The sequence below is a fragment of the Streptomyces sp. NPDC044044 genome (assembly GCF_056434405.1).
The window spans coordinates 129,432-155,550 of the sequence record NZ_JBWKFG010000007.1; the positions used below are offsets into that span (position 1 = coordinate 129,432).

The window sequence follows — 26,119 nt, forward strand, 5'->3', positions numbered from 1 at the left end:
GCATGAGCAGAGTGCTGAGGCGGCTGCGCCGCACACCCGCCGTTCTCGCCCTCGCACTTTCCGCCGTCCTCACGGTGCCGATCACCGCAACCGGGTCCGCGCGGGCCGCGGCCTACGACGTCCTCGTCTTCTCCAAGACGGCGGGCTTTCGCCACGACTCGATCCCGGCGGGCATCGACGCCCTGCGCAGCCTCGGCCAGGAACAGGGCTTCAGCGTCACGGCCACCGAGGACGCCACGGCCTTCAGCCCGGACAACCTCGCCGGGTACGAGGCCGTCGTCTTCCTCAGCACCACGGGCGATGTCCTCAACAGCGCCCAGCAGGATGCCCTGCAGTCGTACGTCGACTCCGGCGGAGGCTACGTCGGGGTGCACGCGGCGGCCGACACCGAGTACGACTGGCCGTACTACGGGCAGCTCGTCGGGGCCTGGTTCAAGAGCCACCCCGCCATTCAGCGGGCCACCGTGGTCAACGAGGACCGCACCCACCCGGCGACCTCTCACCTCGGCGCCACCTGGGCCCGCACCGACGAGTGGTACAACTACCGCACCACCCCCCGCTCCGACGTCCACGTCCTGCAGAGCCTGGACGAATCGACGTACAGCGGCGGGGAGATGGCGGGCGACCACCCCATCACCTGGTGCCACGCGCAGGGCCAGGGCCGTTCCTTCTACACCGGCCTCGGCCACACCGCCGAGTCGTACGCCGACCCCGACTTCCGCACTCTGCTGCTCGGCGCGGTCCGCTACGCCGCGGGGCAGGCGCCCGGCGGCTGCGCGCCCGATACGGGAGGCGGCACGGCGGAGGGATCGCAGGACGTCCACCTCTTCTACTACCCGTGGTACGGAAACCCTGCCGTGAACGGGAGTTGGCGCCACTGGCCCCAGGGCGGTCACACCCCGCCCGACGGCGTCGGCGCCGATTACTACCCGGCGCTCGGCCCGTACGACTCCGGGGACATGGAGGGTGCCGTCGCCCAGCACATGAAGTGGGTGAAGGAATCCGGCGCCGGGGTCATCGTCTACAGCTGGTGGGGCCGTGGCGGTTACGAGGACCGGCTCGCCAAGGGCGTCCTGGATGCGGCGGCCGAGGAAGGCATCAAGGTGGCCTGGCACTTGGAGCCGTACTCGGGACGTACCGCGGCCTCCACGGTGTCCGACATCCAGTACATCAACGACACCTACGGCGGCCATCCCGCCTTCTACCGTTCCGCAGAGCACGGCGACAGACCCGCGTTCTACGTCTTCGAGAGCCTGCGCATCACCGACTGGGCCGCGCTCGACGCGGTGACGGACAGCAGCATCGTGCTCGCCCAGACGACCGACACCACGAAGATCGCCCACTTCTCGGGGATGTACACGTACGACGGGATCGCGGGCGCCACCGCCCCCGGCTGGAAGCAGGCCGGCGACTACGCCCGTGCCCACGACTTGATCTGGGCCCCTTCGGTCGCTCCCGGCTACATCGACGACCGGGCGGTCCCCGGCAACACGACTCCCACTCTCGACCGCGCCGACGGTGCGGCGTACGACAAGCAGTGGAACAACGCCCTGGACCCGGCCATCGGCGGCTCGCCCGCCTGGGTGTCGGTGACGTCCTTCAACGAGTGGCACGAGGGGAGTTCCATCGAGCCGGCCGACAGTTCACCGCCGGCCGGTCACGGCTATCTGACCTTCGAAGGAGCGTACGGAAAGACGGGTGAGGCGGCCGAGACCGCCTACCTGGACCGGACGGCGTACTGGGTGGACCGCTTCGCACAACGGTAGCGAGAGGCGGACGCCCCCTCGGAGCGGCAGCCACACCGTCGACCACACACGCCCGGTCAGAACCGGGCGTGTGTGGTGATGTCCGACTCGAACTGGTTGATCATCTGCGGAGTCACCGTAGGACGGCACTGGCCGATCGCCTCCAGGTAGTCCGCCGTGCTCGCGCCCGGCATCAGCTCCTGAGCGGCCGTCTGCCCGCCGGCCGGGACCAGGTCGCGCTCGAAGGAGCTCTGGGCGGCGATCCGGGCGGCGTGCTCGATGTCGGCGGGCGTGAACAGGTCGCTCGCCGACACCAGTTCGTCCACATTCACCTCCGGCCGGCCATCGGTGTAACGCGCCCAGATCGCCGCACGGGCCGCCTTGTCCGGCGTACCGATCGGGACCAGGTAGTCGAAACGACCGGGGCGCAGGAAGGCCGGGTCCAGAGAGCGGATCGAGTTCGTCGCACAGACCAGGAGCCGCTCGTCGCGCTCCCGGAAACCGGGGATGAGCTTGAGCAGTTCGTTGGTGACTCCGTGCATCCCGCCGGGCTGTGCAGGTTCCTGGCGGACGGGGGCGATCTCCTCGACCTCGTCGATGAAGACCAGCACCCGTTCCAGCTCGGCGATCGCCGCGAACGCGGAGCGCAGCGCCGCCGCCAGATTGCCTCCGTCGGCCAGCCGGGAGGGCAGGATCTCCACGAACGGCCAGCCGAGCCGCGAGGCGATCGCGCGCGCGAAGGTCGTCTTGCCGGTACCCGGCGGGCCGAAAAGGCCCACCGCGCGCGGCGGGCGCACACCGTGTCGCGCCGCGCGCTCCGGCTCGGCGAGCGGCAGCACGATCCGCCGCTCGATCAGGTCCTTCTCACGCTCCATGCCGACGACCTTGTCCCACAGGTCACCGGGCAGCAGCCGGCCGCCGAGGTCGTCGAGAAGGCTGGCGGCGGGCCCGTGCACCGGCTCGACCTTCTCGAAGTAGGCCACAGCGGGCCGGCGGGTGTAGCCCGCGTTGAGGAGTCCGTCTCCGAACAATTCCTCCTCCGGCAGGACATAAGCGATCCGGCCGACCCGCGCGGCGACCAGGCGGCGCTCAAGCTCGACCAGGAGCGCGCTGGCCAGGCCACGCCCACGCCAGGCCGGGGCGATCGCGATCCGCATCACCCAGGCCCGCTCCCCCGCCACGCAGGCGAGCGCCGTCCCGATGGGTACGCCCTGGTGGACGGCGACGACGCCCGGCTGGCGGGAAGTGAGGGCGCTGATGCACTCCGCCACGGAGAAGACGGATTCCTGGCCGAGCTCGGCCGTGGTGTCCATCAGGTGGACCACCGCGGCGAGATCGCTCTCGCGGTAGTCATGGATCAGCCAGTTCACAGGCCACGCCCCTCGATCGTTCTCGTTGTCGCGCCGATGCGGCGAGGCTAGAGGCGCGCGAGGTCACGGGTCGTGCGCCGCGGTGCACAAGGCGCGAGGGGAAGTGCTACGAACCGGCACTGGGCATACGGCGCCGGGCGTGCCCGGCGCCGGCGTGGCAGCGGGCCGAGCGCGGGAGGGTCAGCAGCTCTGCCAGAGGCGGGTCATCACCCGCACGCCGAACCGCAGCCCCTCGAGCGGCACCCGCTCGTCGACGCCGTGGAAGAGGCGGCCGTAGTCCAAGTCGTGCGGGAGCTTGAGGCCCTTGAAGCCGAAGCACCGGATGTCCAGCTGGGTGAAGGCCTTCGCGTCGGTGCCGCCGGGATTGCAGTACGGCACCGGGTGCCCGTCCGGGTCCTCGGCGCGCACGGCCGCGCACATGGCGTCGACGAGCGGGCCGTCGAAGGAGGTCTCCATGGCGATGTCGTGATTGACCCACCGGCGGGAGACGGAGGGCAGCAGCAACGCGTCGATGATGTCGATGAGTTCCTGCTCGTGACCGGGCAGGAAGCGGCCGTCCACGCGGGCCGTGGCCTTCCCGGGGATGACGTTCGTCTGGTAGCCGGCCGAGAACATGGTGGGGTTCGCCGAGTTGCGGAGCACCACCTGCATGAAGTCGGCGACATGACCGAGCTTGGTCAGTTCCTTGTCGACGGCCTCCTGGTCCAGGGTGCCGAGAGCCTCGAAGTCGATCTCCACACCCAGGAGTTCGGCCGCCTTGGCGAGCAGGGCGCGCACCGGCTCGATCAGCCGCACCGGGTGGGTGTGGCGGCCGATGCGGGTCAGCGTCTCGGCGAGGTCCGTGACCGCATTCTCGTCGTTGGGCGAGGATCCGTGCCCGGCACGGCCGTTCGCCGTGAGCTCCATCCAGGCCATGCCGCGCTGGGCGTTCTCGATCGGGTAGAGGCGCCGCGTGTCGTCGAGGGCGTAGCTGAAGCCGCCGCCCTCGCCGATCGCCTCGGTGACGCCCGCGAACAGCTCGGGCCTGTGCTCGACCAGCCAGTGCGCGCCGAACTTGCCGCCCGCCTCCTCGTCGGCGAGGAAGGCGAGCACGATCTCGCGGGCCGGCCGGGTTCCGGTGCGCGCGAAGTGCCGTGCGGTGGCCAGCATCACGGCCACCGTGTCCTTCATGTCGATCGCGCCGCGGCCCCACAAGTACCCGTCGTGGATTTCGCCGGAGAAGGGCGGCACCTGCCATTCGGTCGCGTCGGCCGGTACGACGTCGAGGTGACCGTGGACGAGGAGGGCGCCCCGGGTGGGATCCGTGCCGGGGATACGGGCGATGACGTTGGCTCGTCCCGGTGCGCTCTCGACGAGCGTCGATTCGATGCCCGCGTCGGACAGGCGCGCCACGACCCATTCGGCGCAGGCCCGTTCGTCGCTGGTGGGGTTCGAGGTGTCGAAGCGGATCAGCTCCGCGCAGAGATCGACGACCTCTGTCTGCGCCTCCTCGGAGGCCGGGGTGGTGTTCACGGGCGCGCCGGGAACAGGGGTGTCGGGGTTGCTCATGCCGCTCCTACGGTCTCGGACGTGCGGGCGGCGGGGGCGGGTGTGGCCTCGTCGTCCAGGGTCGTGGTGCCGTACGTCCTGATCCAGCCGAGCAGACCGAGCACGGAGTAGAGGACGAACGCGATGGCGAGCGAGTTCAGGGCGGGGATGCCGCCGTCGTAGAACTTGCCGACGCAGAAGGCCAGTGCCCAGATCACCAGGGACATCGGCACCCAGGTCGGCGAGGTGGTGGGCAGGGTCTGGGCCGCGCGGGTGTCGTCTAGGGGCTTGCACATCCGGCGCACCACCCAGTACTCCGCGACGATGATGCCGCCGATGGGCGGGATGGCCACGCCGAGCACCGACAGGAACTCGGTGAAGTGGGTCATGATGCCGACCGCCGACAGCAGCGTGCCGGCCAGGCCGAGCATGATGGTGACGACGCCGCGGTGCAGACGCTTGCCGAAGACGACCTGGAAGAAGTTGACGACGCCGAGGGAAGAGCCGTACAGATTCCAGTCGTTGATCTTCGCCGTCGACATGAGGACGACCAGGACGCCGAAGGCGCCCGAGGTGGAGAGCACGATGTGCGAGACCTCGCTGCTCTTGACCATGTGGCCGAGCAGCACGCCTGTCATGCCGACGATGTACTCGGAGAGGATCATCGACGAGGCGCTCTGCAGAAAGACGTGCGAGCCCTTCTTGTTGTAGCGGGTCATCTCGGGGGCGACGATCGCACCGGTCATGAAGCCGCCCGCGATGGCCGTGGCCGCGACGGCGAGCGGGATGGTCTCACCGGGCGGGGGCGAGCTGACGAGGTCGGCGACGGAGTGGTCCATGAGGGCGTTGGTCACCGACCAGGCGACCATGGCGAAGAACAGCGGCGTCACGATCTTGGCGAAGATCGCCATGTACTTGAAGCCGAAGATGACCAGGGCGGTGATGGCCACACCGGCGACCACACACCAGAGCCACGAGGGTCCGCCCACCAGGGCCGACACGCTGTTGCCGAAGATCGAGTTCTGCACGCCGAACCAGCCGACGAGGCTGACCGCGATCACGAAGCTGACCAGCGCGGAACCGTTTCGCCCGAAGCCCACCCAGCGGGTCAGGAGCGGCGTGGCTAGGCCCTCGCGCATCCCCGCGAGGCCGATCGCGAAGATCACGACCTCGAGGACGACCGCACCGAGCGTGAAGGCGAGGAACGCATCCCCGAAGGTCATGCCGACGCCGATGGTGGCACCCAGCGTGAACTGGGAGATCGAGCCGGACTGGGCGAGCCACTGGAGCAGCATCGTCCAGAAGCCGAGGCGCTTGTCGCGCGGGACCCGGGACAGCGCGTAGTCGTCGCTGCCGATCCGCTTGCCGCCTGTTTCGGCGGCGGAGGGGGCTGCCATCACGACTCCCTGGATGCGTGGCCGAAGGTCTGCAGGTGCGCCAGCGAGCCGTACCGGTTGAGAAGGTTGTCGAACTCCGCCACATCGTGGAAGTCGAGTCGGCCGCCGCCGTAGGCCTTCGCGGTCTCGACGGCGAACCGGGCGGCGGACGCGATGTCGGTCTCGTGACTCGCACCCGTCTGACAGCCGGGGACCGCCGCGGCCGAGGTGACCGCGAGGCCCACCACCGGGGCGGAGGTCGCGGTGGCCGGCTGCAGGATCGAATTGATGTGGTGTACACCGTTACCGTAGGGCGTGATGTCCTGGTTCGTCACGGGATATGTGACCAACGGCTCACCGGTCACCACGGCGAGCAGCTCGCCGAGCTGCTCGCTGACCCGCAGCACCCAGCCCTCCTTGACGGTGGGCGAGAGGGCGAGACCCTTGTGGTTGATGATCCGGTTGCCCTTGGTGGTGTCGATGGAGAGCACGGCCTCCATTTCGTCCGTCACCTCGTGCCGGTTCATGGTGGCGATGTCCACCGGCGAGTCCATGAACGGGACCGGGTCGTGCGGCGCGGTGGGGGCGTCGGGGCAGATGTGGGTGGCGACCACGACGTCGCCTTCCAGGACGTCACCGCGGCGGCGCATGTCGAGCAGCTTGGCCGCGGTCGACAGGGCGGCCACCGCGCCGTCCGCGTCGGAGACCAGTCCCGCGATCTCGGGCCGTGCGCCTACGCCGCCGAGCCTGCCGACGACGCCGAGCGTGCGGGACTTGCCGCCCGCCGCACGGCCCGAGCGCCCCGGGATCCGGACGCGCACGAAGTCCGTGGAGCCGCGCTCGCCGGTGACGGTGGTGACTTCGGCGCCCGATCCCTCTGGACCCGCGGCCGAGTCGAGGTACGCGACGGCACGCTTGCCGTCGGCGTCCGGATCATCCAGCAGATCCATGATGTCCAGGACGTACTTCAACATGGGCGACCTCTCCTGATCGTGCACGCCGGCGGCCGGGTAGCCCCGCGCCGGTACGGAGACCAGAGTCGGGATGAGTTAGCGTTGTGGGCAACAGTTTCCCGTTATCTGCAATAAAGGTCTGCATGGTGAGATACCGAGGCTGACGCCGAGGCCGAAGCCGCGCACATCCACACCCGCCCGCACCCGCACTCACACCGGGGCCCGCATGCCCCCTCCCCCGCCAACCAGGAGCGACCGCCGATGCCCCAGGACATCCCGCTCGACCGGAAGACCCCGGCCGGCGCCCTGCAGACCGTCGACCGTGCCCTGCTCGTGCTGCTCGCCTTCGAGCGGACCCGGCCGGACTGGGGCGTGACCGAGGTCGCCGCCGAGTTCGGCTGGGACACCTCCGTCGCCCAGCGGCTGCTGTCCACCCTCGCCGGCCGCGGCTTCCTGGTCTCCGACCCGGTCACCCGCCGCTACCGAATCGGGCCCGCCGTACTGCGCCTCGGCCGTCTCTGGGAACGCTCCGGGTCCCTGGAACTCCTCGCCGGACCCGTCCTGGACGAGCTGCGCGCCGCCACCGGTGACACCGTCCTGTTCTGCCTGCCCGACAGCTTCCACATGCGCTGCGTCGCCGCCGTCGAGGGCGAGGAGGGGCCGCTGCGCTACTACCCCCTGGTCGGCGAGCTGTATCCGGCCCACGCCGGTGCCACCAGCAAGTCGTACTACGCCTTCCTGCCCGACGAGCAGCGCAACCGGCTCTTCCGCGGGCGCCCCATGGCCCGCTTCACCGACCGCACGGTGACCGACCCGGACGTCCTGGAGCGCGAGTTCCTGCAGATCCGCGCGCAGGGGTACGCCTGGACCGTCGGCGAGTACGACGCCGGCATCGGCACCGTCGCCGTACCGGTCTTCCTCGGCCGCGAACCGTACGGAAGCCTCAGCCTCGGCGCGGCCAAGGAGCGCTTCCCCGAAGGTCCCGACGGTCGCCTCGATGCCCTCCGCCGGGCCGCCCAGCTCCTGGAGAAGCGCCTCACCCACCCCCCGCAGCGCACCCGGCGCCCCCGCGTCGACACCGCCTGAGCGAGACGCCGCACGACGGCCACCCGCCGCCGTCACCGCCCACGTCACGCGAGCAACAACCCACCAGCACCCGAATACCCACACACCAAATACCCTGCTAGGAGCCTGAGTTGACCCGGACGAACCTGCTGCTGCTCTCCAACTCCACCCAGCACGGCCGCGGCTACCTCGCCCACGCCCTCGACACCGTCACCGGATTCCTCCCCGAGCGCGCCCGCCTCGCCTTCGTCCCCTACGCCCTCGCCGACCACGACGCCTACACGGCCAAGGTCCGCGACGCGCTCGCCCCGTGCGGCATCGACGTCCACGGCGTGCACGAGGACGGCGCTCCGCTGTCCGCACTCGCACAGGCCGACGCGGTCTTTGTCGGCGGCGGCAACTCCTTCCGCCTGCTGAGCGCGCTGTACCGGACCGGACTGCGCGACGCCCTGAGCTCCGCCGTACGGGGCGGGCTGCCCTACATGGGCGCCAGCGCCGGCACGAACATGGCCGCTCCCACCCTGCGCACCACGAACGACATGCCCATCGTGCAGCCGCCGTCCTTCGAGTGCCTCGGCCTCGTCCCCTTCCAGATCAACCCGCACTACCTTGACCCGGATCCGGCCTCAACTCACAAGGGAGAGACCCGCGAGGAGCGCCTCACCGAGTTCCTCGAGGAGAACGACGTCCCCGTGCTCGGCCTGCGTGAGGGATCGTGGCTGCGCGTGCGGGAGGGCCGCGCCACGCTCGGCGGCGAGAACCCGGCACGCTTCTTCACCCGCGGCACAGGCCCACGCGAACTCCCCACCGGCGCCGATGCGTCCGAACTCCTCACCGTCCAGCCTCACTTCGACACCGTGGCCGCCCACGCCTGAAGCCTCTCGGGCCTCAGGGACTCACCCGGGCCACCAGGGCGGCCAGCGCCTCCCCGAGGGGCAGTGCGACCCGCTGGGTGGCGTAACGGTCACCTCGGGTCGGGCCCTGGTTGACGATCAGGACCGGCGTGCCGGACTGTGCCGCCTGGCGCACGAAGCGCAGTCCGGACATGACGGTGAGGGAGGATCCGAGCACGAGCAGAACGGCAGCTTCCTCGACAAGGCCCCGGCACGCCGCAACTCGCTCGGGCGGCACGTTCTCTCCGAAGAACACGACATCCGGCTTGAGAACCCCGTCGCCACAGGCCGAGCACGCCACCACCCGGAACTGACGGACCGCCTCGTCGGGCAGTTCCACGTCACCGTCCGGATTGACCCGCGCCGCTCGGTGCCTCTCGGCGTCGGCCTCGAACCGTGGATTGGCCTCACGCAGCCGCTGGTCGAGTTCGGAACGGGAGCTGTTCTGCCCACAGGCCAGGCACACGACCCGGCTCAGGCTCCCGTGCAGTTCGATGACGTCCCGGGCCCCGGCGGACTGCTGCAGCCCGTCGACGTTCTGTGTGATCACACCGGTGAGCAGGCCTGCGTCGAGCAAGGCGGTCACAGCCCGATGACCGGCATTCGGGCGGGCCCGCGTCATGGCCCTCCACCCCAGCTGGCTGCGGGCCCAATACCGCTGCCGGGCCTGCTCAGCGCCGACGAACTCCTGGTACGTCATGGGGGTGTGCCGGCGCAGGGAACCGTTCTCCCCGCGGTAGTCCGGGATACCCGACTCGGTGGACAGCCCGGCCCCGCTCAGCACCGCGACGCCGCCTCCGCGCACCGCCTCTACGACAGGCGTCAGGTCGGTGACGGCCGGGAGAAGGCCACCAGTGGGCTCCCAGGTCAGTGTGGGGCGCATCCGCATAGCTGCCAGCGTACGTGGCGGGCGCCCGCGTACCCCGGTCACGCCCGCAGCGGATGCCTCAGGAGCGGACCAGGTTACTTTTCCTGGTCGCGGTAGGCCCCCGGCGCCGTGTGGTCCGTGCGGACGCCGGTGGCGCCCCTGGCGGACGGTTCGGGTGCGGATTCTCCCGCGGCGAGGTGCTCCAGGACCTCGGCGAGTTCCCGGCAGGCGCTCTGTACCGATCGTCGGGTGGCGCGCTGTTCGGCGACCATGGCGGACAACAAGAGCGCCGTAAGCGCGGTGGCACCGTTGAACGCCTGAAGTTTGGTCATGACCTCGATGGCCGACAGATGGAGGAAGGCGCCGTGCTGCGTATTCGCCTCGAACGTGGTGAGCACGGACGCGAACAGCGCGCACAGCATGCTCCCGGCCAGCTGGAAGCGCAGCGCCGCCCAGATGAGCAGCGGAAAGACGAGGAACAGCAGGCTCAATTCGCCGAGCACGGCCACGGGAACGACGATCACGGCCACGATGCCGAGGCACAGCATTTCCTTCCAGCGCCTCAGTTTCAGTGGTCCAGCGGCTCCCGCAAGCACGAGCAGGAGCGGAGTGATGAGCAGGACGCCCATCGCATCCCCCACCCACCAGGCAAGCCACACGGACCAGAACTCCCCTGTCGCCAGTCCACCGGTCACCAGCTGTGGCGCGACCCCCGCCGTCGCGCTGATCAGCATGGCGCCGAGCCCGCCGATGAAGACCAGGGCGAGGCCGTCCCGCACTCGTGAGATCCCGAGCCGGAATCCGACCGCGCGCAGCATCCAGTAGGCGCAGAGCGGGGCGACGGTGTTGCCCGCGACGGTGATGAAGGTGGCGGGCTGCGGGGTGGCAAGGGACGCGATGACGAGGAAGGACCCAAGGGCGATCCCGGGCCAGACCGACACGCCGTAGACAAGCAGTGCGGCGACGGCGAGGCCCGTGGGCGGCCAGATGGGGGTGACGATCACTCCTTCGACGGTGAGTCGACCGAGCAGGCCAAGCCGCCCGGCCACGTAGTAGCAGGCGGCAACAGCCAGTGTCTTGAGGACTACCTCCATGGACAGCCGGAACCGCCGGGTCACCAACACAGCAGCCATCAGACACCGGGCGGGCCATTTCGGCCATGCGAGCGCCCGCGCGGGCACGTCTACGGGCGGTGTGCGGTGGGCACGTCTACGGGGCGCCGCCGTCGTGACCGACGATGAGGACGGCGGCGTCGTCCTCATGCCCCACCGTGTCCGCCAGCCGCATGACACCGCCTGCGAGAGTGTTGATGCCCAGTCCGGCAGCGGCCGTGACCTCGGCGAGCCGCGTCACCCGGCGCAGGCCTTCATCGAGGCTCAGCGTCGGCCCCTCCACCACTCCGTCGGTCAGCAGCACGACTACGCCACCCGTGGTGAGCCTGTGGCACACCACGGGGTACTCGGCGCCTTCGAGTACGCCGAGCGGAGGGCCGCATTCTCCTTCGTCGACACCGGATCGCCCGTCGGCCGTGGCCCAGATGTGGGGGATGTGGCCGGCCCGGGCGCACTCCAGGACACCGGTGGCCGGATCGAGCCGGAGGAAAGTGCAGGTGGCGAAGAGGTCCGCGCCCAGGGAAACCAGGAGATCGTTGGTACGCGCGAGCAGTTCCCCAGGGTCGCTCGTGACCGAGGCCAGCGCCCGCAGCCCCACACGGACCTGCCCCATGAACGCGGCGGCCTTGATGTTGTGCCCCTGCACGTCTCCGATGGACAGGCCGATGCGGCCGTCGGGCATGGTGAAGGCGTCATACCAGTCGCCCCCGACGTTGAGCCCGTGGTTGGCGGGCATGTAGCCCACGGCCAGCCGGATGCCCGGGGGCTGCGGAAGGTCGTGGGGCAGCATGCCGCGCTGCAGGGCCACTGCCAGCTCGACCCGGGAGCGCTGCATCTCCGCGAGCTCCCGGGCCCGGGCAGTCAGCGCCCCGAGCCTGGCAAGCAGCTCGTCACCGTCGTCGGCCGCCTGCGTACGGAACATTGATCGCCCCGGTTCCGCGAGAGCACCTCGCGTCAGTTCAGCTGTCTTCCACCACGTGCACGATTGGCACAACCGTCGCGCTCAACTCTGCCCGGAGATGACGGGCATCGCACCCTGTCACCCTCCGCAGCGCCTGGTCGCGATCGCACAGAGGGGGTACGGGAACCAGGGAAAATGCAGCACATGGATGACGCGTTCACACTCATTCGGCAGGCCGTCGACCTCTTGCCCGCAGGCGCCTCGGCGGCGAACGGCGTCACGGTCGGCGATGTCCGTCAGGACGTCGCTCGTCAGGAGTGGGAGACGGCGCTCGGCGTTCTCATCGAGATCGGTGATTCTTGCCCCGTGTCCGTGGAGTTCTGGGAGCTTCTGGCCGAGTCCGCCCGGCAGATGATGCTCGACCGCAGCCACCGGTGGTGTCAGTGGCGAGGGTGGGAGGTCCGGCACGGCACCCTCCGGGCAACGCTGAGCCTGTTGGGCCCCGAGGAGGGCGGACGCCGGAGCGCCGTTTCCGGGGACGGCCGGCTCAGGCCGTTGTGGGACATCGGGGGCGGCACCGCTGACGGAGACCCAGGCCTGATGATCGCAAGGCTCTGGGTGGAGTTCGCCGAAGAGCTCGGTCCGGGAGGGACTGCCGATGTCCGGCTGGCACCTCTGGCCCCGGAACAGTGGAGACATCTGCGGTGCGGAGACGTGATCACGATGCACGAAGCTCGACCTGCTGTCGGCACCGCCGTGATCGTCGAGTCCCTGCTGCCCCGCACCTGAGTCCGCCACTCGACCTCAGCCTCGGGAACGCCGAATACCCGGACGCCGTGATCTACGTGCATCACAATGGCACCACGTTCTGATGCCGCCGCGGCGCTGCTCGCCCTGAACACCTCGCGGGTGAGCGGGAGAAGGGGAAGACGTGAGTGAGAGACAGCACCACCCGGCAGACGTGTCGGGCAGGCTGAACACCGGAGTCGCGCACAACGCACGCGTGTGGAATTACTGGATCGGCGGCAAGGACAACTACGAGATCGATCAGCGAGTCGGTGACCAGGTCGCCACGATGTTCCCGGTGATCCGGGACGTGGCCCGCGCCGACCGCCAGTTCCTCGGCCGCTCGGTCCGATTCCTGACCGCCGACCGCGGAGTGCGACAGTTCCTGGACATCGGCACCGGGCTGCCGACCCTGGACAACACCCACGAGATCGCCCAACGGATCGCACCCGAGTCCCGCATCGTCTATGTCGACAACGACCCCATCGTGCTGGTCCACGCCCGCAGCCTGCTGACCGGCACCCCCGAGGGAGCAACCGCCTACATCGACGCCGATGTCCACCACCCGGACGGCGTCGTGGAGGGCGCGTCGGCCACCCTCGACCTCGATCAGCCCGTCGCGGTCATGATGCTGGGCATCCTCAACTTCGTTCTCGACACGGGCGAGGCGCAGCACATCGTCCGCCGGATCATGGACGCAGTCCCCTCCGGCAGCTGTCTCGCCCTGACACACCCCACCACCGACGCCGATCTCGGTGGCGAGGGCAACGTCGAGGCCATGAAGTTCTGGAACGAAAACGCCACCCCGCCGATCACGGCCCGCAGCCGCGCAGAGATCAGTTCCTTCTTCGAAGGCCTGAACCTTGTCGCACCCGGCCTCGTGTCGTGCTCCCAATGGCGCCCTGAGTCCAACTCCGCTTCCGTACTACCCCAGTTCGGCGCGGTGGCGATGAAACCCTGAGCAGGGTCAGAGGCGACCGCCTCGGGCTGCCGTGCTGGGGCCCGAAGCCGCAGCTTCCTGTCGAGAACGGGTTCGCGTGCCCCAGCGTTCAATCGATGGGCCAACGGCCCCCAGAGCGGCGAAGAACACGCCGAGGAGCAGCCAGCCACCCGTTCCAAGGCCAAGGACGACAGTGGTGAGGATGGCGGGGGCGAGCGCCTGGCCCGCGCTGAAGCCGAGCCCGAGAAGCCCTTGGTACTGGCCTTGGGCATGGTCCGGTGCCAGGCCGAAGCCAAGGGCGAAGCCGGCCGAGGACTCCCATATCTCTCCGAGGCTGTGGACGAAGATCGCCGCGACCACGAGGCCTGCGGCCGCCCACACGGGAGTGTGCGCGCTCAGGGCCATCATCGGACAGCTGAGGAGGAACAGCAGCCCTGCCGTGCGGAACGCTCTGCCGCCGTCGCGAGGGGTTTCGATGCGGGACCCGATTCTGGTCTGCAAGAGGACGCAGACTCCCGCATTGATCGCGGACACCGCGGCTACGGTCCAGCGCGGTGCGTCCGTGTGCGACGAGATCCAGATCGGCAGCAGCAGCGACACGACCGGGTACTGCAGCCCCATCGCGCCATAGAGGGCGGTGAAGGCCACGAACGGACGGTCGGTGAGAGCGATCCAGCGGCGCTGCTGCGGCGGCGCCGCCAAGGCTCTGTAGTTGGGGAGCAGGAACAGGAGCAGGGCGCACAGGGCGAAGCTGGCCGCGTTGCCGAGAATCAGCACGCTGTAGGCAGTACGCGTATTCGCTGCGACCGCGAAGCCGGCGCCCACCGTTCCCAGGACGACGCCCAAATTGACGTAAGTACGGAGCTTCGCCCTGAACAGCGCCGGGCGGTCAGTGCCGACCCGGACCACGAGGGCTCCCCAGGCCGCGCCGGCAGCGGCTGCGGCAAGCTGGTCGACGGTGGCGATGATGGTGAGGGCGGCCCAGCTCTCGACCCACACAAGAGCGGACATCGCCACTGCTTGAACGGCCAGGGCGAGCATCATGATCGTGCGCGGCCCACGTCGATCGGCCAGGTGCCCTCCCGGTATCCCCGCGAGCAGGCCGATCAATCCGGCGACGGTGAGGGCGGCACCCACCTGCACCGCCGGTAGATCCACGACCAACGTGAAATAGAGCGCCGCCGCCGTGTTGAAGAGCCCATTGCCGACTCGGTTCACGAAGCTGGCCAGGATCAGCACACGCTCCGACCTGTTGGCCCCCGCCATGTGAGCTATTCGGCCGGACGATCTCCCCTTGATCATGGGCGCAGGTTAACAGCGGTCCCACAGGCCGTCAGTGGTGCGAGGTCGGCTGCTCCGAGCGCCGGCCACCGCAACACTGAGGACCCGATCGTGACCGTGATCATGCTGCGCGCGCTAGGGGATCACGGTGCCGGGGCCGTTGTCGCCGCTCAGGTTCGCGCCGAACAACGCCTTCGTCGCCGGCGCCCCGATGTCCTTCGGGTTCTGCGCGACCGACTTCGAGGCCGTCAGGCCGGAGGCCGCGCCGCGCAGCAGCCACACCGCGCCGCCGTTCACGACGGCATCCAGGTTCTCGCCGGGCGCACCCGCGGCCAGGTCCGCCTTGCCGTCACCCGTCACGTCGAGCAGACGTGCCGAACCGCCGAACACGTCGCCGGACTCCGCGACGCCCGGCACGCCCGCCGTGTCCTGGTGGAACGCCTGCGCGCCCTTGCCGGTGAGCCCGGCCTTGGCGCCCTTGAGCAGCACCACGGCGCCGGCTTTCGCCTTCGAGCCGATCGCCTCGCCGGGGACGCCGACGGCCAGATCGGGGTATCCGTCGCCGTTCGCGTCGCCTGCGCTCAGCCGTCCGCCGAACTGGTCACCCTTCTCGTTCGAACCGGGCACACCCGCCGTGCTCTGCGTGATCGTCTGCGTGCGGGTCTGGCTGGGGCCGGAGGACGAACCGTAGTAGATCTTGACGGTGCCGGGGTCCTCCTCGGTGCCCTCGGTGTCGCCGTTCGGGAAGATGCGGGTGGCGAGATCGGCGTAGCCGTCCTGGTCGAAGTCGGCCACGGCCGTGCTGGACGAGGAGTTCAGGCGCTGCGGGACGGTGGACAGGCCGTCCTTGGTGCCGAGCCACAGCTTGCCGCCCTCGGCGTGGTTCTCGTAGACGTAGAAGGTCGCGAGGTCCTCGATGCCGTCGCCGTTGAAGTCGCCCGCGGCGGTCGAGTTGATGGTGTTGTCGGTGCTGTACACCTGCACCTGCTGCTCGCGGGCGGGGGCGCCGTCACGGCTGAAGGGGCCGTAGAGCACGTCGTGGTAGTCGTAGTCCTCGCCGTTGCGCATGAACAGGTCCGTGTGCCCGTCGCTGTCGAAGTCGCCCGCGGTGATGTCGTCGCCGACCTGGGCATTGGCCGGTGCATCGACGCGGACCGCGCCCTCGCCGGAGATGCCGGTCTTCCGGCCCCACAAGGCGATCACCGATCCGTTGACGTTGTTCTCCGCTCGGTGATCGCGGGCGACCACCGCCAGGTCGGTCAGACCGTCGCCGTCCAGGTCGCGGGAGATCATCGCGTAGCCGAAGACCTGGTTGTCGCCGGAGGCGCCGGGCACGCCGGGGGTGTCCTGGGTGATGACTGTCGTGCGCGCGGAGTCGATGCCATTGGCCGATCCGTAGCTGATCGTGATGTAGCCGGCCCAGTCGTGGCCGCCGACCTTCGCGCCGGGGGCGGAGACGGCGACGTCCTGGTAACCGTCGCCGTCGAAGTCCTCGCGCACGGTGGCGGCGCCGTCCTCCGCGGATGCGGTGCCCGCGACGATCGGCACGCTGAACGACCCGATGAGTGCGGCGGCCACGGCGGTCGATATGGCGGGTCTGCGGATGCCCACGGTTCCTCCTTAGAGCGCGAGCGATGTCGAGACGCGTGCGCGCAGATGTGATTCATCTGCGAGACACGCGGAAACGGTCGATGGTTGTGCGCTGAACGACACTTGAACGGACGCAGGTCAGCTGTTGACCTTGCGCATACGCTGCCGATGGCTCGTCCCCCGCACGCGGCCGGGCCGGGGGCCGGTCGCCCCACCGCTAGGATGAGGGCCGTTTGCCCGCAGGGAGTTGAAGATGCCGAGCCGCCGCCCGGAGGGGACCGCCTCCGACATGCCGTGGAACCAGACGTTCAGCCACTCGATGTGGCGGGCGAACAACTCCGTGCATCGCGCCCTCAACGAGCGGCTGCGCTCCCTGGGCGTCACGATGACGCAGCTCGGGATCGTGATGACGCTCGACCAGCACGGTCCGCTGTCCGGGGCGGATCTGGCCCGGGGGCAGAACATCACGCCGCAGAGCGTGACGACGGCGCTGGCGCACCTGCAGCAGATCGGGTGGATCGAGCGGCATCCGCACCCCGTGCACAAACGTGTGCTGCTGGTCGAGCCGACCGAGGCGGGGCTGCTGGGCATGGCCAAGGGGCGGCAGCTCGTCGAAGCGGTCGTCGAACGGCTCTGCGAAGTGGTCGGCGGGCCCGAGGAACTGGAACGTCTCACGCTCGGCATGCGCCGCATCGCCGTGGCCCTCGACGGCCCCGACTCCCCCGTGGCCCGCATGTGGCCGGACCCGCCCAAGGCCGGCTGAGAGCCGAGCCCTTCACAGCCCGGCCGACCAAGGCCACTTTGCGATCACCGGGGGGCGCCCGCGCCCGCAGACCCCGGCGCCTGAACCGTGCGTCCACACCCTCCGTACCGAGAGAGAGCTCTCCGCCCTCCGGTCTCAGTCATTTGGGACTTTGACAGGCAACTGATAACTTGACCGGCGCGTTCGATCAGGAGGGCCGTCTCACCATGTCCGCGATATCCACCCCCCACCACCGCGCCGTCGCGCGCCCGGCACTGACCACCGTGCTGGCGTGTCTCGGGATGTTCGCCGCCTACGTGCCGATCGGCAGCGTCTCGGTGTCCCTGTCACGTATCCAGCAAGGGCTCGGCGCCTCCACGTCCGACCTGCAGTGGGTCTCCGACGCGTTCATCCTGCCGATGGCCGCGCTGATCCTCACGTTCGGCCTGATCGGCGATCTGTACGGCCGCAAGAAGGCCTACCTCGCGGGCATGCTCCTGTTCGCCGCCGGTTCCGTGACGTCCCTGACCGCGCACAGCGTCGAGCAGGTCTGGGCCGGCCAGGCCATCGCCGGCGCGGGTGCCGCGGCTCTCGCCTCCTCCACCCTTGCCCTGATCAGCCATGCCTACCCGGACTTCCGGGCCCGCGCCAAGGCCATCGCCGCCTGGGCCGCGTCCCTGAGCATCGGCATGGCCCTGGGCCCGCTGATCAGCGGCGTCATCCTGGAGCACGCCACCTGGCGCTGGATCTTCCTTCCGGCCGCCGTCATCACCGCCGTCACCGGCCTGGTGGCCGTGCGGATGCTGGAGGACTCCCGCTCCGCGCACGGCCGCGCCATCGACGTACCCGGCCAGATCGCCGCGATCGTCTTCATCATCGGCCTGATCTACGGCGTGATCGAGGGCGGCGGGGTCCACGGCTGGGGCCAGACCAAGGTCGTCGTCGCGTTCGCCGTCGCCGCGCTCGGCCTGATCGCCTTCGTCGTCGCCGAACTGCGCTCCCCCTCGCCGATGCTCTCCCTGAAGCTGTTCGCAGTGCGTCCCTTCACCGGCGCCGGTGTCGTCAACGCCATCGTCATGTTCGGGATGATCGGCTCCGTCTTCACCCTCAGCCTCTTCTTCGGCAGCGTCCAGCAGCTCTCCGTCCTCGACATCGCCTGGCGGATGCTGGTCTTCAACGGCGTCTCCATCGTGGCCGGCCCGCTCGTCGGCCGTCTGATGGGCAAGGTCGCACCCGGCGTACTCCTGTGCGTCGGCCTGCTCGGCACCGGCGGCGCCATGCTGTGGCTGACCGGCCTGCAGACCGACTCCGGGTTCGGCGCGATGGCCGGCCCGCTCGCCCTGTTCGGCCTCGGCATGGGCTTCGTGATGACGCCGATCAGCGCGGTCGCCGTCGGCAGCGTCCCGCACCACCTGGCGGGCATGGCGGGCGCGGGCAACAACACCCTGCGCCAGCTCGGCGGCGCTCTCGGCCCCGCCGTCCTCGGCGCGGTTCTCACCAGCCGGCTCACCTCCGCCCTGCCCGGGCACCTCGCGGACTCCGGACTGTCCACCGCCGACCAGCAGCGGGTGGGCGAGGCCCTCGCGCAGGGCGGTGTGGGTGCCGCGGGACACCTCGGGCTGTCCCCCGAGGCAACCGGTCCCGCACTGGGCGCGATCGGCGCGAGTTTCACCGACGCGGTCCACGTCTGCATGACCATCGGCGCGGTCGGAATGCTGGTGGCCCTGATCGCCACGGCCACCCTGATCGGCTTCCGCCGCCCCCAGCAGGCCCCGCCGGCGACTCCGGCCTCCGCCCAGGAAACGCCCCAGGCCGGCGCTCCCGCAGAGGCCCAGGAAACACCACGGGCCGACGCTCCCGCAGAGGCCCAGGAAGCGCCCACCCAGGTCGGCCCCACCCTCCACGGGCACATCCGCACCTCCACCGGCGCCTCCCGCGCCACCGTCACCCTGATCTCCCTGACGGGACGTCAACTGGGCCGGACCGTGGCCGGCTCCGCCGGAGGCTACGAGCTCGCCGCACCCGGCGCCGGCACCTACGTACTGATCGCCGCTGCCGACGGGCACCAGCCGCAGGCGGCCACCGTCACCATCGGCGACGAGCCGCTCGCGTACGACATCCTGCTCGCCGGCCCGCAGGGTCTGAGCGGGGGCGTCAGCGGCGCCGACGGGCTGCCGGTCGTCGGCGCCACGGTGATCGTGACCGATGTGCGCGGCGAGGTGCTCGGGAACGGACAGACCGGCCAGGACGGGGAGTTCGCCTTCGAGGAGCTGCCCGCCGGCGAGTTCACCGTCGCCGTGACGGCGGAGGGGCACCGGCCGGCCGCCGTTCCCGCCACGGTCGGCGACGGCGGAACCGGCCGAGTGGAGATCGCTCTCATCCCGGGCGCCCGGCTCCAGGGCGCGGTACGCTCCGCCGATCTGCGCGTGGTGCCGGACGCCCGCGTCACACTGGTCGACGCGGCGGGCAACGTCGCCGCGACGGCCACCACCGGTGCGGACGGCGCGTACGCCTTCACGGACCTGGACTCCGGTGAGTACTCCGTCATCGCCAGCGGCTACCCGCCCGTCGCCACCCCGCTCCGCGTGACGGGCCCCGGCACCGACGCACTCGACATCGAGCTGTCGCACCCGGCGCACTGAGCTTCAGGACGGCCGAAAAGCCGGCGGGTGGGGCGCCGAAGCGCCCCACCCGCTGCCCCGGGCCGGAGGAAGGTCTCTTGCTCACTGATCGGCATCCCTGCGGTGGGCCCGACGACTGGTGTCGTCCGGCAGACCGGGAGGCTTCGGCAGGGGGTCGCTGAAGTGGTAGGCCTCGATCCGTGCGTCGTGTTGGGCGTTGAGCAGGTGGATCAGCCGCATACCGATGCCGATCGCGAGGACGATCACAGCGACGAAGACGAGGGTCTCCATGGGGCTCACCTCCATCCATGACCGGGCAGAGGGAGGGCGCTTCGTCCCATCCGGTCCCCGAAGGGCGACATGCACGCCCCGCCCTCGCCCTCCCAGGTGGATTCCTGACGCAGGGCGTCACGGATGCCGCGCCCGACGAGGGCATCGTTGGCCATCAGGATGCCCGCGGTGAGAACACTGCCCGGGATCGCCGCGGCCGCCATCAGGCGCGCGGCAGCTGCCGGTGCGGTCTCGGGCGGGATGACGAGGAGGTCCCAGCGCCCGACGGCGTAGGAGAGCAGGATGAGCTTGTCGGGGTCCTGTTCCGTGAACCACCCCACATGCAGCCTGCGCCCGTCCACGGCAACCGTGTGCGGGACGACGGGCCATCGGGTGGGGTTCACCGTGACGCGGGTGACGCGGCCCCAGGATTCCTCCAGGGCGGCGGCGAGCGGTGGGAGCTCGACCTCTAGGTCGCGGGAGTGCGGCCACCAGGCCCCGTCCAGCTGGCCGGCGAGCGTGGTCTTCGGGGTGAGGGACAAGCGAGCCGGGAACTCTACGGCGAGGTCGCGGGGCGCGGTCCGGTCGAGGGTCGTGGTCATGATGCGGACCTGCCCCCGGACTGCCCGTCGGCAGCCCGGTTTTTAGGCGATCGCCGGAAATGACACCCGCGTGAAAGCCGGTGTGCGAAATACTCCCGGTGCCTTCACCCTACGCCTGTTCGGCCGACTCTGACCGGTTTGACCAGGAGTTTTCCGGCGGGCGGAGTATCGTGAAACGACGGCGGGTTCGGGCACATCGCCGACCGGGTACCGGCGTCGGCATCGGCGCCGGCTTGCGGCGATGCACGGCCGCACGCCGCAGACAGGCGGACCGACATGACTGACTCCGACATCTCCCACACGCCTCCACTGCTCCTGCCGGACGCGATCCACCAGGCGGTGAAACCGGGTACGGCCCTGCTGCGGCTGGAGACCAAGCGATCCAGGGAGGGGCTCCTGGACGGCGCGTGGTGGCCGCGCACCCGCGACATCGAGACCGAGCTGCCCGCGCTGATCAGCGTGTTGACCGGGCACCTGGGGCCGATCACACGGGTGGGCGTGGACGCGTCCGCCTGGAACGGCCTCCCGACCCGCCTGGTCATCGACGACCGGGTCGTGCACCTCGACTCCGACCCCGTCGGCGACGACACCATCCTCATCACCCGAGGCGACAACGACCACTTCGCCCTGCTGGTGGTTCCCCCGGACACCGCAGCCGACGCCGCCCGCGAAGCGATGGCCCGAGCTGTCCACGCGGACAACATCACCGAGGCCGCCCAGATCCTCGTCGCCACCATCCCGGAACCCGAGTAGGACGACGGCATCCTGGTCATCGCTCTCGGCCAGGCCGCCACCGTGGCAAGGCACTCCGAGGTCGAGGTCGGCCTTTGCGGAGGCCGGCCCACCGCCCATTGCCGCCATCCCCTCCAATGGCGGAACACTCGCACAGCCTCGCCGAGATGAACATATACAAATGGGATATATATGGCGATGCACGTTCCCCTGCACGAGGGGCGGCGGCTGCGCCGCCGGGCTCCCCCTTGCCGAGCTACGGAGTTCCTCGTGTCTTCCGCCCAAGCGCCAGAGCATCATGGATCGCAGGCTCCTCAGCCGTTGACGTTCCTGCTCGCCTCGGTGCGCGGGGTCGGCCAGGTGGACCTCCAGTCCCGGGCGTGGACCGGGGCGGTCATCCTTATCGCCCTGTGGGTGGCCGGCTGGCAGATCGGGCTCTTCGCCACACTGGGCACACTGGTTTCCACCGCGGCCGCCTACGCGTTCCGTGCGGACCGGTCGGGAATCGCTCTGGGGCTTCAGGGCTACTGCGGCTGCCTCACCGGCATCGCACTCCTCACCTCACTGGGCCATCACCCGGCCACCTACGTGCTCACCGTTGTCGGCGCCGTCATGTGCACCATCCTGATGGCCGCTCTGACCACACTGCTCGCCCCCGCCGGCCTCACCCCGCTCACCGCGCCGTTCTGCCTGGTCTCCGGCGTCATGGTTCTCGGGGCGCCCTCGTTCGGCAGGATCTGGCACGGCGACCCGGCGCCGGTCTCCAGCACGACCGCCGGAGGGACGGGGCTGACCTGGGACGACCTGTGGCACGCGTTCTTCACCAACGTCTCGCAGGTCTTCCTGGTCGACGAGTGGTACGTCGGGCTCATCATGCTCGCCGGACTCGCCCTCGCCGGAGCGCGCGTCGTCCTGTTCGCCGCGGCCGGCAGTGTCGTCGGCATCCTCACCGCCTGGGGGCTCGGCGCACCCACGGAGCTGATCGCCAACGGAATCTACGGGTACAACGCGGTCCTGGTGGCCCTCGCGGTCGGAGCGGTCCTGTTGGCGAGCACCGTGGGGAACGGTGCGTACGCACTGTTCGGGGCCGCCGCCTCAACCGGGCTGACAGCCTCGCTGACCTCACTGTTCAAGCCTTTCGGCGGCCACACCTTCACCTGGCCCTTCATTCTCACGACCTGGGTGCTCATGGCCGCGGTGCCGCTGCTGCCACGTCTCCGCCCGAGCGACTGAGCCGCCCGCCGGTCGGCGTGTTGCCGGTACCCCCGATACCCCCGATGAGGAAGGTAGCGACGATGAACCTCGCCCCTCGCGAGATCGACAAGCTGCTGGTGTACGTCGTGGCCGATCTGGCCCGCAAGCGCCAGGGGCGAGGCCTCAAGCTCAACTACAGCGAGTCGGTGGCCCTGATCACCGAGGCGATCCTGGAGGCCGCACGGGACGGGAAGAGCGTGGCCGACTGCATGGAACTGGGCCGTCAGGTCGTCGGCGAGGACGACACGATGCCGGGTGTACGCGACATGCTCGGCCTGCTCCAGGTGGAGGCGTCCTTCGTCGACGGCACGAAACTCGTCTCCTGCCACGACCCCGTCGGCGGCTGATCCCGGTGGACACGCCCTGCCGGGTGATCGCCGTCCGCGGCCACGAGGCCGGGGACGGCAGCGCGCTGGTGGAACTCGCGGGCCCGGACGTCACGTTGGTGACCCGTGGACGGGAGCTGTTCCGGTCCGTCGTCGAGCACGGCCGCAGGGGCGAAGCGTGCTGCGTCGTGCCGATGACCTTCGGGCGCGACCCCGGACTCGTCGCCGACTCCGCCCGTACGCTGCGAGCCGTACCGGCGGCGGACCGGCGCGGGGCCGTGCTGGCGGAACCCTTCGGTACCGCACAGCACCTCGTCGGCCGGCTGCGGGCCGCCGCCCGTCGCACTCCGGCCTCCGCTGCGCTGCTGGTCACGGCGCCGCCAGGTGACCCCTTCGAGGACGCCGAGCTGTACCGGGTCGCGAGCCTCGTACGACGCCACGGCGATCACGCCTTGGTCGAGGTCGCGTTCGGCGGCGGCGACCCCGACCTCGCGGAGGGCGTCCGGCGCTGTCTGCTGCTGGGCGCCGACCGGGTGGTCCTGCTGCCCGCCGCGTTCGCGGTGCCGGAAGTCCCCGACGTACCGGGCGCGAACGTCACCGTCGCCGGTCCCTGCGTGCCTCCCTCCGCGCTGCGGCAGGTGCTCCGCGAACGGGTCGCCGTCGCCGTCCGCCGCCGACGCGAGCACGGTGACGACGGGATCACCGCCGGCCTCGGCGCGGCCGACGGACACGGACACCAGCACACCCACCCACCGGGCGAGGGCCACGCTGATGGACCGGGCCCCGGCCACCCGCACGCCGCCGGTCACGTTCTCGGTGAAGAGCAGCGCCACAGCCACGATCACCCGCACCCGCACCCGCAAGACACGCGCGCGGGACACGTCCTTGGGAGCTCGGCATGACGTTCCGTCAGCAGTACATCTACGGGGATGACCCGGTCGAGATCAACGCGGGCCGGCGCACGGCGAAGCTCACCGTCAGCAACACCGGCGACCGTGCGATCCAGGTCGGTTCCCACTACCACTTCTTCGAGGTGAACTCCGCGTTGTCGTTCGACCGGCAGCAGGCCCTGGGCATGCACCTCAACATCCCGGCGGGCACCTCCGTACGCATCGAGCCCGGCGGCTCACGGGAGGTCGAACTGTGCGCCTACGCCGGAACGGGCCGCCTGGTCGGCTTCAGCGGGCTCCTCAACGGCAGCCTCGCCTCCCACCCGGCCAAGGTCGAGGCCGTACGCAAGGCGATCGAGCAGGGCTTCCAGGGTGCCGGGCAACCGGCCGGGCCCACGGCCTCCCCGCGCAGCGAGAAGTCCGACGGAAGCAAGGGCTCCACCGGCACAACCAGCGGCAGCCCGAAGGCATCCGGCACCGGGAAGACGTCCAAGGCCAAGAGCACGCCGAGCGTCAAAAGCGCGAAGGCCAAGAAGAAGGGTCCGCGCTGATGCCCATCCTGCCCCGTAAGCAGTACACCGACATGTTCGGCCCGACGACCGGAGACCGCTTCCACCTCGCCGACACAAATCTCGTCGTCGAGGTGGAGAAGGACTTCAGCGAGGGCCAGTACGGCGACGAAGTCCTCTACGGAGGCGGCAAGACCATGCGGGACGGCATGGCCTCCTCCCCTCAGGCGACCAGTGCCCAGGGCGCGCTCGACACCGTCATCACCAACGTCGTGGTCATCGACCCGATGGTGGGGGTCGTCAAGTGCGACATCGGCATCAAGGACGGGATGATCGCCGGTATCGGCAAGTCCGGCAATCCGCAGACACAGAACAACGTCCACCCCGATCTGGTCATCGGTCCGGGTACCGAGGCCATCGCGGGCGAGCACCTCATCGCCACCGCCGGGGCCATCGACACCCACGTCCACCTGATCGCCCCTCAGCAGGCCGAACAGGCACTGACCAACGGCATCACCACGCTCATCGGCGGCGGCACCGGCCCCTCGGACGGCACCAACGGCACCACCTGCACCCCCGGCCCGTACAACATCGCCCGGTTCCTCCAGGCGGCCGAGGGCTGGCCGGTGAACCTGGGCATCATGGGCAAGGGCAACGGCAGCCTTCCCGAGGCGCTCGACGAGCAGATCGAGGCCGGTGCCTGCGGCCTGAAGGTGCACGAGGACTGGGGCGCCACACCGGCCGTCATCGACAACGCGCTCAACGTCGCGGACCGGTACGACGTCCAGGTGTCCATCCACACGGACAGCCTGAACGAGAGCGGCTTCTTCGAGGACACCCGCTCCGCGATCGACGGACGTGCGATCCACACCTTTCACAGCGAGGGCGCGGGCGGCGGCCACGCCCCCGACATCATGCGAGTGGCGGGCGAGCCCAACATCCTGCCCTCGTCCACCAACCCGACCCTGCCGTACACCAAGAACTCCGTCGACGAGCTCCTCGACATGGTCATGGTCTGTCACCACCTCAGCCATGACATCCCCGAGGACGTGTCCTTCGCCGACAGCCGGGTCCGCGCCGAGACGATCGCTGCCGAGTCGGTGCTCCACGATCTCGGCGTCATCAGCATGTTCTCCTCCGACTCCCAGGCCATGGGCCGCATCGGCGAGTCGGTGACGCGCGCCTTCCAGACCGCGCACCACTGCAAGGACAAGCTCGGGATCCTGGAGGGAGACTCCGCCCGCAACGACAACCAGCGGGTCCTGCGCTACCTGGCGAAGGTGACCATCAACCCGGCCATCGCCAGCGGCATCGCCGACCACGTCGGCTCCCTCGAGAAGGGAAAGATCGCGGACATCGTGCTGTGGCCCATCCATTCCTTCGGGGCCAAGCCGAAGATGGTGATCAAGGGCGGCATCATCTCCTGGGCACAGATGGGCGACCCGAACGCCTCGCTGCCGACTCCCCAACCGGTCATCTACCGGCCGATGTTCGGACAGCTCGGCAAGGCGCTCCCGGCCACCCACGTCACCTTCATGTCGCAGGCGGGCATCGCCGCCGGAGTGCCCGGGGAGCTCGGCCTCGACCGGAGGGTCCTGCCGGTCCGCGCCACCCGCACGATCGGCAAGCACAACATGGTGCGCAACAGTGCCCTGCCGGACATCCAGGTCGACCCCGAGACCTTCAAGGTCACCCTCGACGGCAAGGTCGCCACGATCGACCCCGCCGAGGAACTTCCCCTCAACCACCTGTTCTTCCTGGTGTAG

24 protein-coding genes are annotated in these 26,119 nt (G+C 69.9%); 13 read left to right on the top strand and 11 right to left on the bottom strand.

Features of this window, described 5'->3' with window-relative positions:
* Positions 1-2: 2 nt before the first annotated feature.
* Entirely contained in the window at positions 3-1,766 is a 1,764-nt protein-coding gene (locus tag AC07AG_RS26115) for a ThuA domain-containing protein (RefSeq protein WP_478758126.1), read from the top strand.
* A 56-nt stretch (positions 1,767-1,822) separates the two neighbouring features.
* Here AC07AG_RS26115 and AC07AG_RS26120 read toward each other — a convergent pair whose 3' ends face one another.
* The 4 genes from AC07AG_RS26120 to AC07AG_RS26135 form a co-directional block, all read right to left on the bottom strand.
* Complete coding sequence (locus tag AC07AG_RS26120; RefSeq protein WP_478758128.1) at positions 1,823-3,115, bottom strand: ATP-binding protein; 1,293 nt, start codon at positions 3,113-3,115, stop codon at positions 1,823-1,825.
* A 180-nt stretch (positions 3,116-3,295) separates the two neighbouring features.
* Positions 3,296-4,663, bottom strand: coding sequence for a M20/M25/M40 family metallo-hydrolase (locus AC07AG_RS26125; RefSeq protein ID WP_478758130.1), 1,368 nt, complete (start codon positions 4,661-4,663; stop codon positions 3,296-3,298).
* Complete coding sequence (locus AC07AG_RS26130) at positions 4,660-6,039, bottom strand: cytosine permease (RefSeq protein WP_478758131.1); 1,380 nt, start codon at positions 6,037-6,039, stop codon at positions 4,660-4,662. Before AC07AG_RS26130 ends, AC07AG_RS26125 begins: the two co-directional genes overlap by 4 nt.
* The gene (locus tag AC07AG_RS26135; RefSeq protein WP_478758132.1) at positions 6,039-6,992 is read right to left on the bottom strand and encodes a DUF1177 domain-containing protein; all 954 of its coding nucleotides are present in this window, start codon (positions 6,990-6,992) and stop codon (positions 6,039-6,041) included. The genes AC07AG_RS26130 and AC07AG_RS26135 overlap by 1 nt, the downstream gene beginning before the upstream one ends.
* Positions 6,993-7,232: 240 nt before the next feature.
* On the opposite strand from AC07AG_RS26135, the gene AC07AG_RS26140 reads away from it, so the two are divergent.
* Positions 7,233-8,057: an IclR family transcriptional regulator gene (locus tag AC07AG_RS26140; protein ID WP_478758133.1), complete on the top strand. Its 825-nt coding sequence runs from the start codon at positions 7,233-7,235 to the stop codon at positions 8,055-8,057.
* 110 nt (positions 8,058-8,167) lie between these two features.
* Positions 8,168-8,911 carry a dipeptidase PepE gene (gene pepE / locus AC07AG_RS26145; protein WP_478758135.1) on the top strand — a complete coding sequence of 248 codons (744 nt, stop codon included), beginning with the start codon at positions 8,168-8,170 and terminating at the stop codon, positions 8,909-8,911.
* 13 nt (positions 8,912-8,924) lie between these two features.
* Here the strand turns inward: pepE and AC07AG_RS26150 are convergent, their stop codons facing one another.
* The 3 genes from AC07AG_RS26150 to AC07AG_RS26160 all read right to left on the bottom strand — a co-directional run bounded on the left by AC07AG_RS26150 (position 8,925) and on the right by AC07AG_RS26160 (position 11,831).
* On the bottom strand, positions 8,925-9,818 hold the full coding sequence (locus AC07AG_RS26150) for an NAD-dependent protein deacetylase (RefSeq protein WP_478758136.1): 894 nt from the start codon (positions 9,816-9,818) through the stop codon (positions 8,925-8,927).
* A 74-nt stretch (positions 9,819-9,892) separates the two neighbouring features.
* A complete protein-coding gene (locus AC07AG_RS26155) occupies positions 9,893-10,930 on the bottom strand; it encodes an MASE1 domain-containing protein (RefSeq protein ID WP_478758137.1) in 1,038 nt (345 codons plus the stop codon).
* A 76-nt stretch (positions 10,931-11,006) separates the two neighbouring features.
* On the bottom strand, positions 11,007-11,831 hold the full coding sequence (locus AC07AG_RS26160) for a PP2C family protein-serine/threonine phosphatase (protein ID WP_478758138.1): 825 nt from the start codon (positions 11,829-11,831) through the stop codon (positions 11,007-11,009).
* A 183-nt stretch (positions 11,832-12,014) separates the two neighbouring features.
* On the opposite strand from AC07AG_RS26160, the gene AC07AG_RS26165 reads away from it, so the two are divergent.
* A complete protein-coding gene (locus tag AC07AG_RS26165; protein WP_478758139.1) occupies positions 12,015-12,599 on the top strand; it encodes a hypothetical protein in 585 nt (194 codons plus the stop codon).
* Between the two features lie 142 nt (positions 12,600-12,741).
* Positions 12,742-13,557, top strand: coding sequence for an SAM-dependent methyltransferase (locus tag AC07AG_RS26170; RefSeq protein ID WP_478758140.1), 816 nt, complete (start codon positions 12,742-12,744; stop codon positions 13,555-13,557).
* 6 nt (positions 13,558-13,563) lie between these two features.
* Here the strand turns inward: AC07AG_RS26170 and AC07AG_RS26175 are convergent, their stop codons facing one another.
* The gene (locus AC07AG_RS26175) at positions 13,564-14,775 is read right to left on the bottom strand and encodes an MFS transporter (RefSeq protein WP_478758141.1); all 1,212 of its coding nucleotides are present in this window, start codon (positions 14,773-14,775) and stop codon (positions 13,564-13,566) included.
* Positions 14,776-14,952: 177 nt separating this feature from the next.
* Positions 14,953-16,428: an FG-GAP and VCBS repeat-containing protein gene (locus AC07AG_RS26180; protein ID WP_478758142.1), complete on the bottom strand. Its 1,476-nt coding sequence runs from the start codon at positions 16,426-16,428 to the stop codon at positions 14,953-14,955.
* Between the two features lie 232 nt (positions 16,429-16,660).
* Here AC07AG_RS26180 and AC07AG_RS26185 point away from each other — a divergent pair, with 232 nt between their 5' ends.
* Both AC07AG_RS26185 and AC07AG_RS26190 read left to right on the top strand, forming a co-directional pair.
* Positions 16,661-17,170 carry a MarR family winged helix-turn-helix transcriptional regulator gene (locus AC07AG_RS26185; RefSeq protein WP_478758144.1) on the top strand — a complete coding sequence of 170 codons (510 nt, stop codon included), beginning with the start codon at positions 16,661-16,663 and terminating at the stop codon, positions 17,168-17,170.
* Between the two features lie 206 nt (positions 17,171-17,376).
* Complete coding sequence (locus tag AC07AG_RS26190) at positions 17,377-19,791, top strand: MFS transporter (RefSeq protein ID WP_478758146.1); 2,415 nt, start codon at positions 17,377-17,379, stop codon at positions 19,789-19,791.
* 81 nt (positions 19,792-19,872) lie between these two features.
* Here the strand turns inward: AC07AG_RS26190 and AC07AG_RS26195 are convergent, their stop codons facing one another.
* Positions 19,873-20,061, bottom strand: coding sequence for a hypothetical protein (locus tag AC07AG_RS26195; protein ID WP_478758147.1), 189 nt, complete (start codon positions 20,059-20,061; stop codon positions 19,873-19,875).
* Positions 20,062-20,066: 5 nt separating this feature from the next.
* Positions 20,067-20,642: a DUF5994 family protein gene (locus AC07AG_RS26200; protein ID WP_478758149.1), complete on the bottom strand. Its 576-nt coding sequence runs from the start codon at positions 20,640-20,642 to the stop codon at positions 20,067-20,069.
* 276 nt (positions 20,643-20,918) lie between these two features.
* Between AC07AG_RS26200 and AC07AG_RS26205 the strand changes: the two genes are divergently transcribed.
* The 6 genes from AC07AG_RS26205 to ureC all read left to right on the top strand — a co-directional run bounded on the left by AC07AG_RS26205 (position 20,919) and on the right by ureC (position 26,119).
* Entirely contained in the window at positions 20,919-21,395 is a 477-nt protein-coding gene (locus tag AC07AG_RS26205) for a DUF5994 family protein (protein WP_478758150.1), read from the top strand.
* 249 nt (positions 21,396-21,644) lie between these two features.
* Positions 21,645-22,607 carry an urea transporter gene (locus AC07AG_RS26210; RefSeq protein ID WP_478758151.1) on the top strand — a complete coding sequence of 321 codons (963 nt, stop codon included), beginning with the start codon at positions 21,645-21,647 and terminating at the stop codon, positions 22,605-22,607.
* 62 nt (positions 22,608-22,669) lie between these two features.
* Positions 22,670-22,975 carry an urease subunit gamma gene (locus tag AC07AG_RS26215; protein WP_478758152.1) on the top strand — a complete coding sequence of 102 codons (306 nt, stop codon included), beginning with the start codon at positions 22,670-22,672 and terminating at the stop codon, positions 22,973-22,975.
* Positions 22,976-22,980: 5 nt separating this feature from the next.
* Entirely contained in the window at positions 22,981-23,856 is an 876-nt protein-coding gene (locus tag AC07AG_RS26220) for a cobalamin biosynthesis protein CbiX (protein WP_478758153.1), read from the top strand.
* Positions 23,853-24,395, top strand: a complete 543-nt coding sequence (locus tag AC07AG_RS26225) for an urease subunit beta (RefSeq protein ID WP_478758155.1) — start codon at positions 23,853-23,855, stop codon at positions 24,393-24,395. The genes AC07AG_RS26220 and AC07AG_RS26225 overlap by 4 nt, the downstream gene beginning before the upstream one ends.
* Complete coding sequence (gene ureC / locus AC07AG_RS26230; protein WP_478758156.1) at positions 24,395-26,119, top strand: urease subunit alpha; 1,725 nt, start codon at positions 24,395-24,397, stop codon at positions 26,117-26,119. Before AC07AG_RS26225 ends, ureC begins: the two co-directional genes overlap by 1 nt.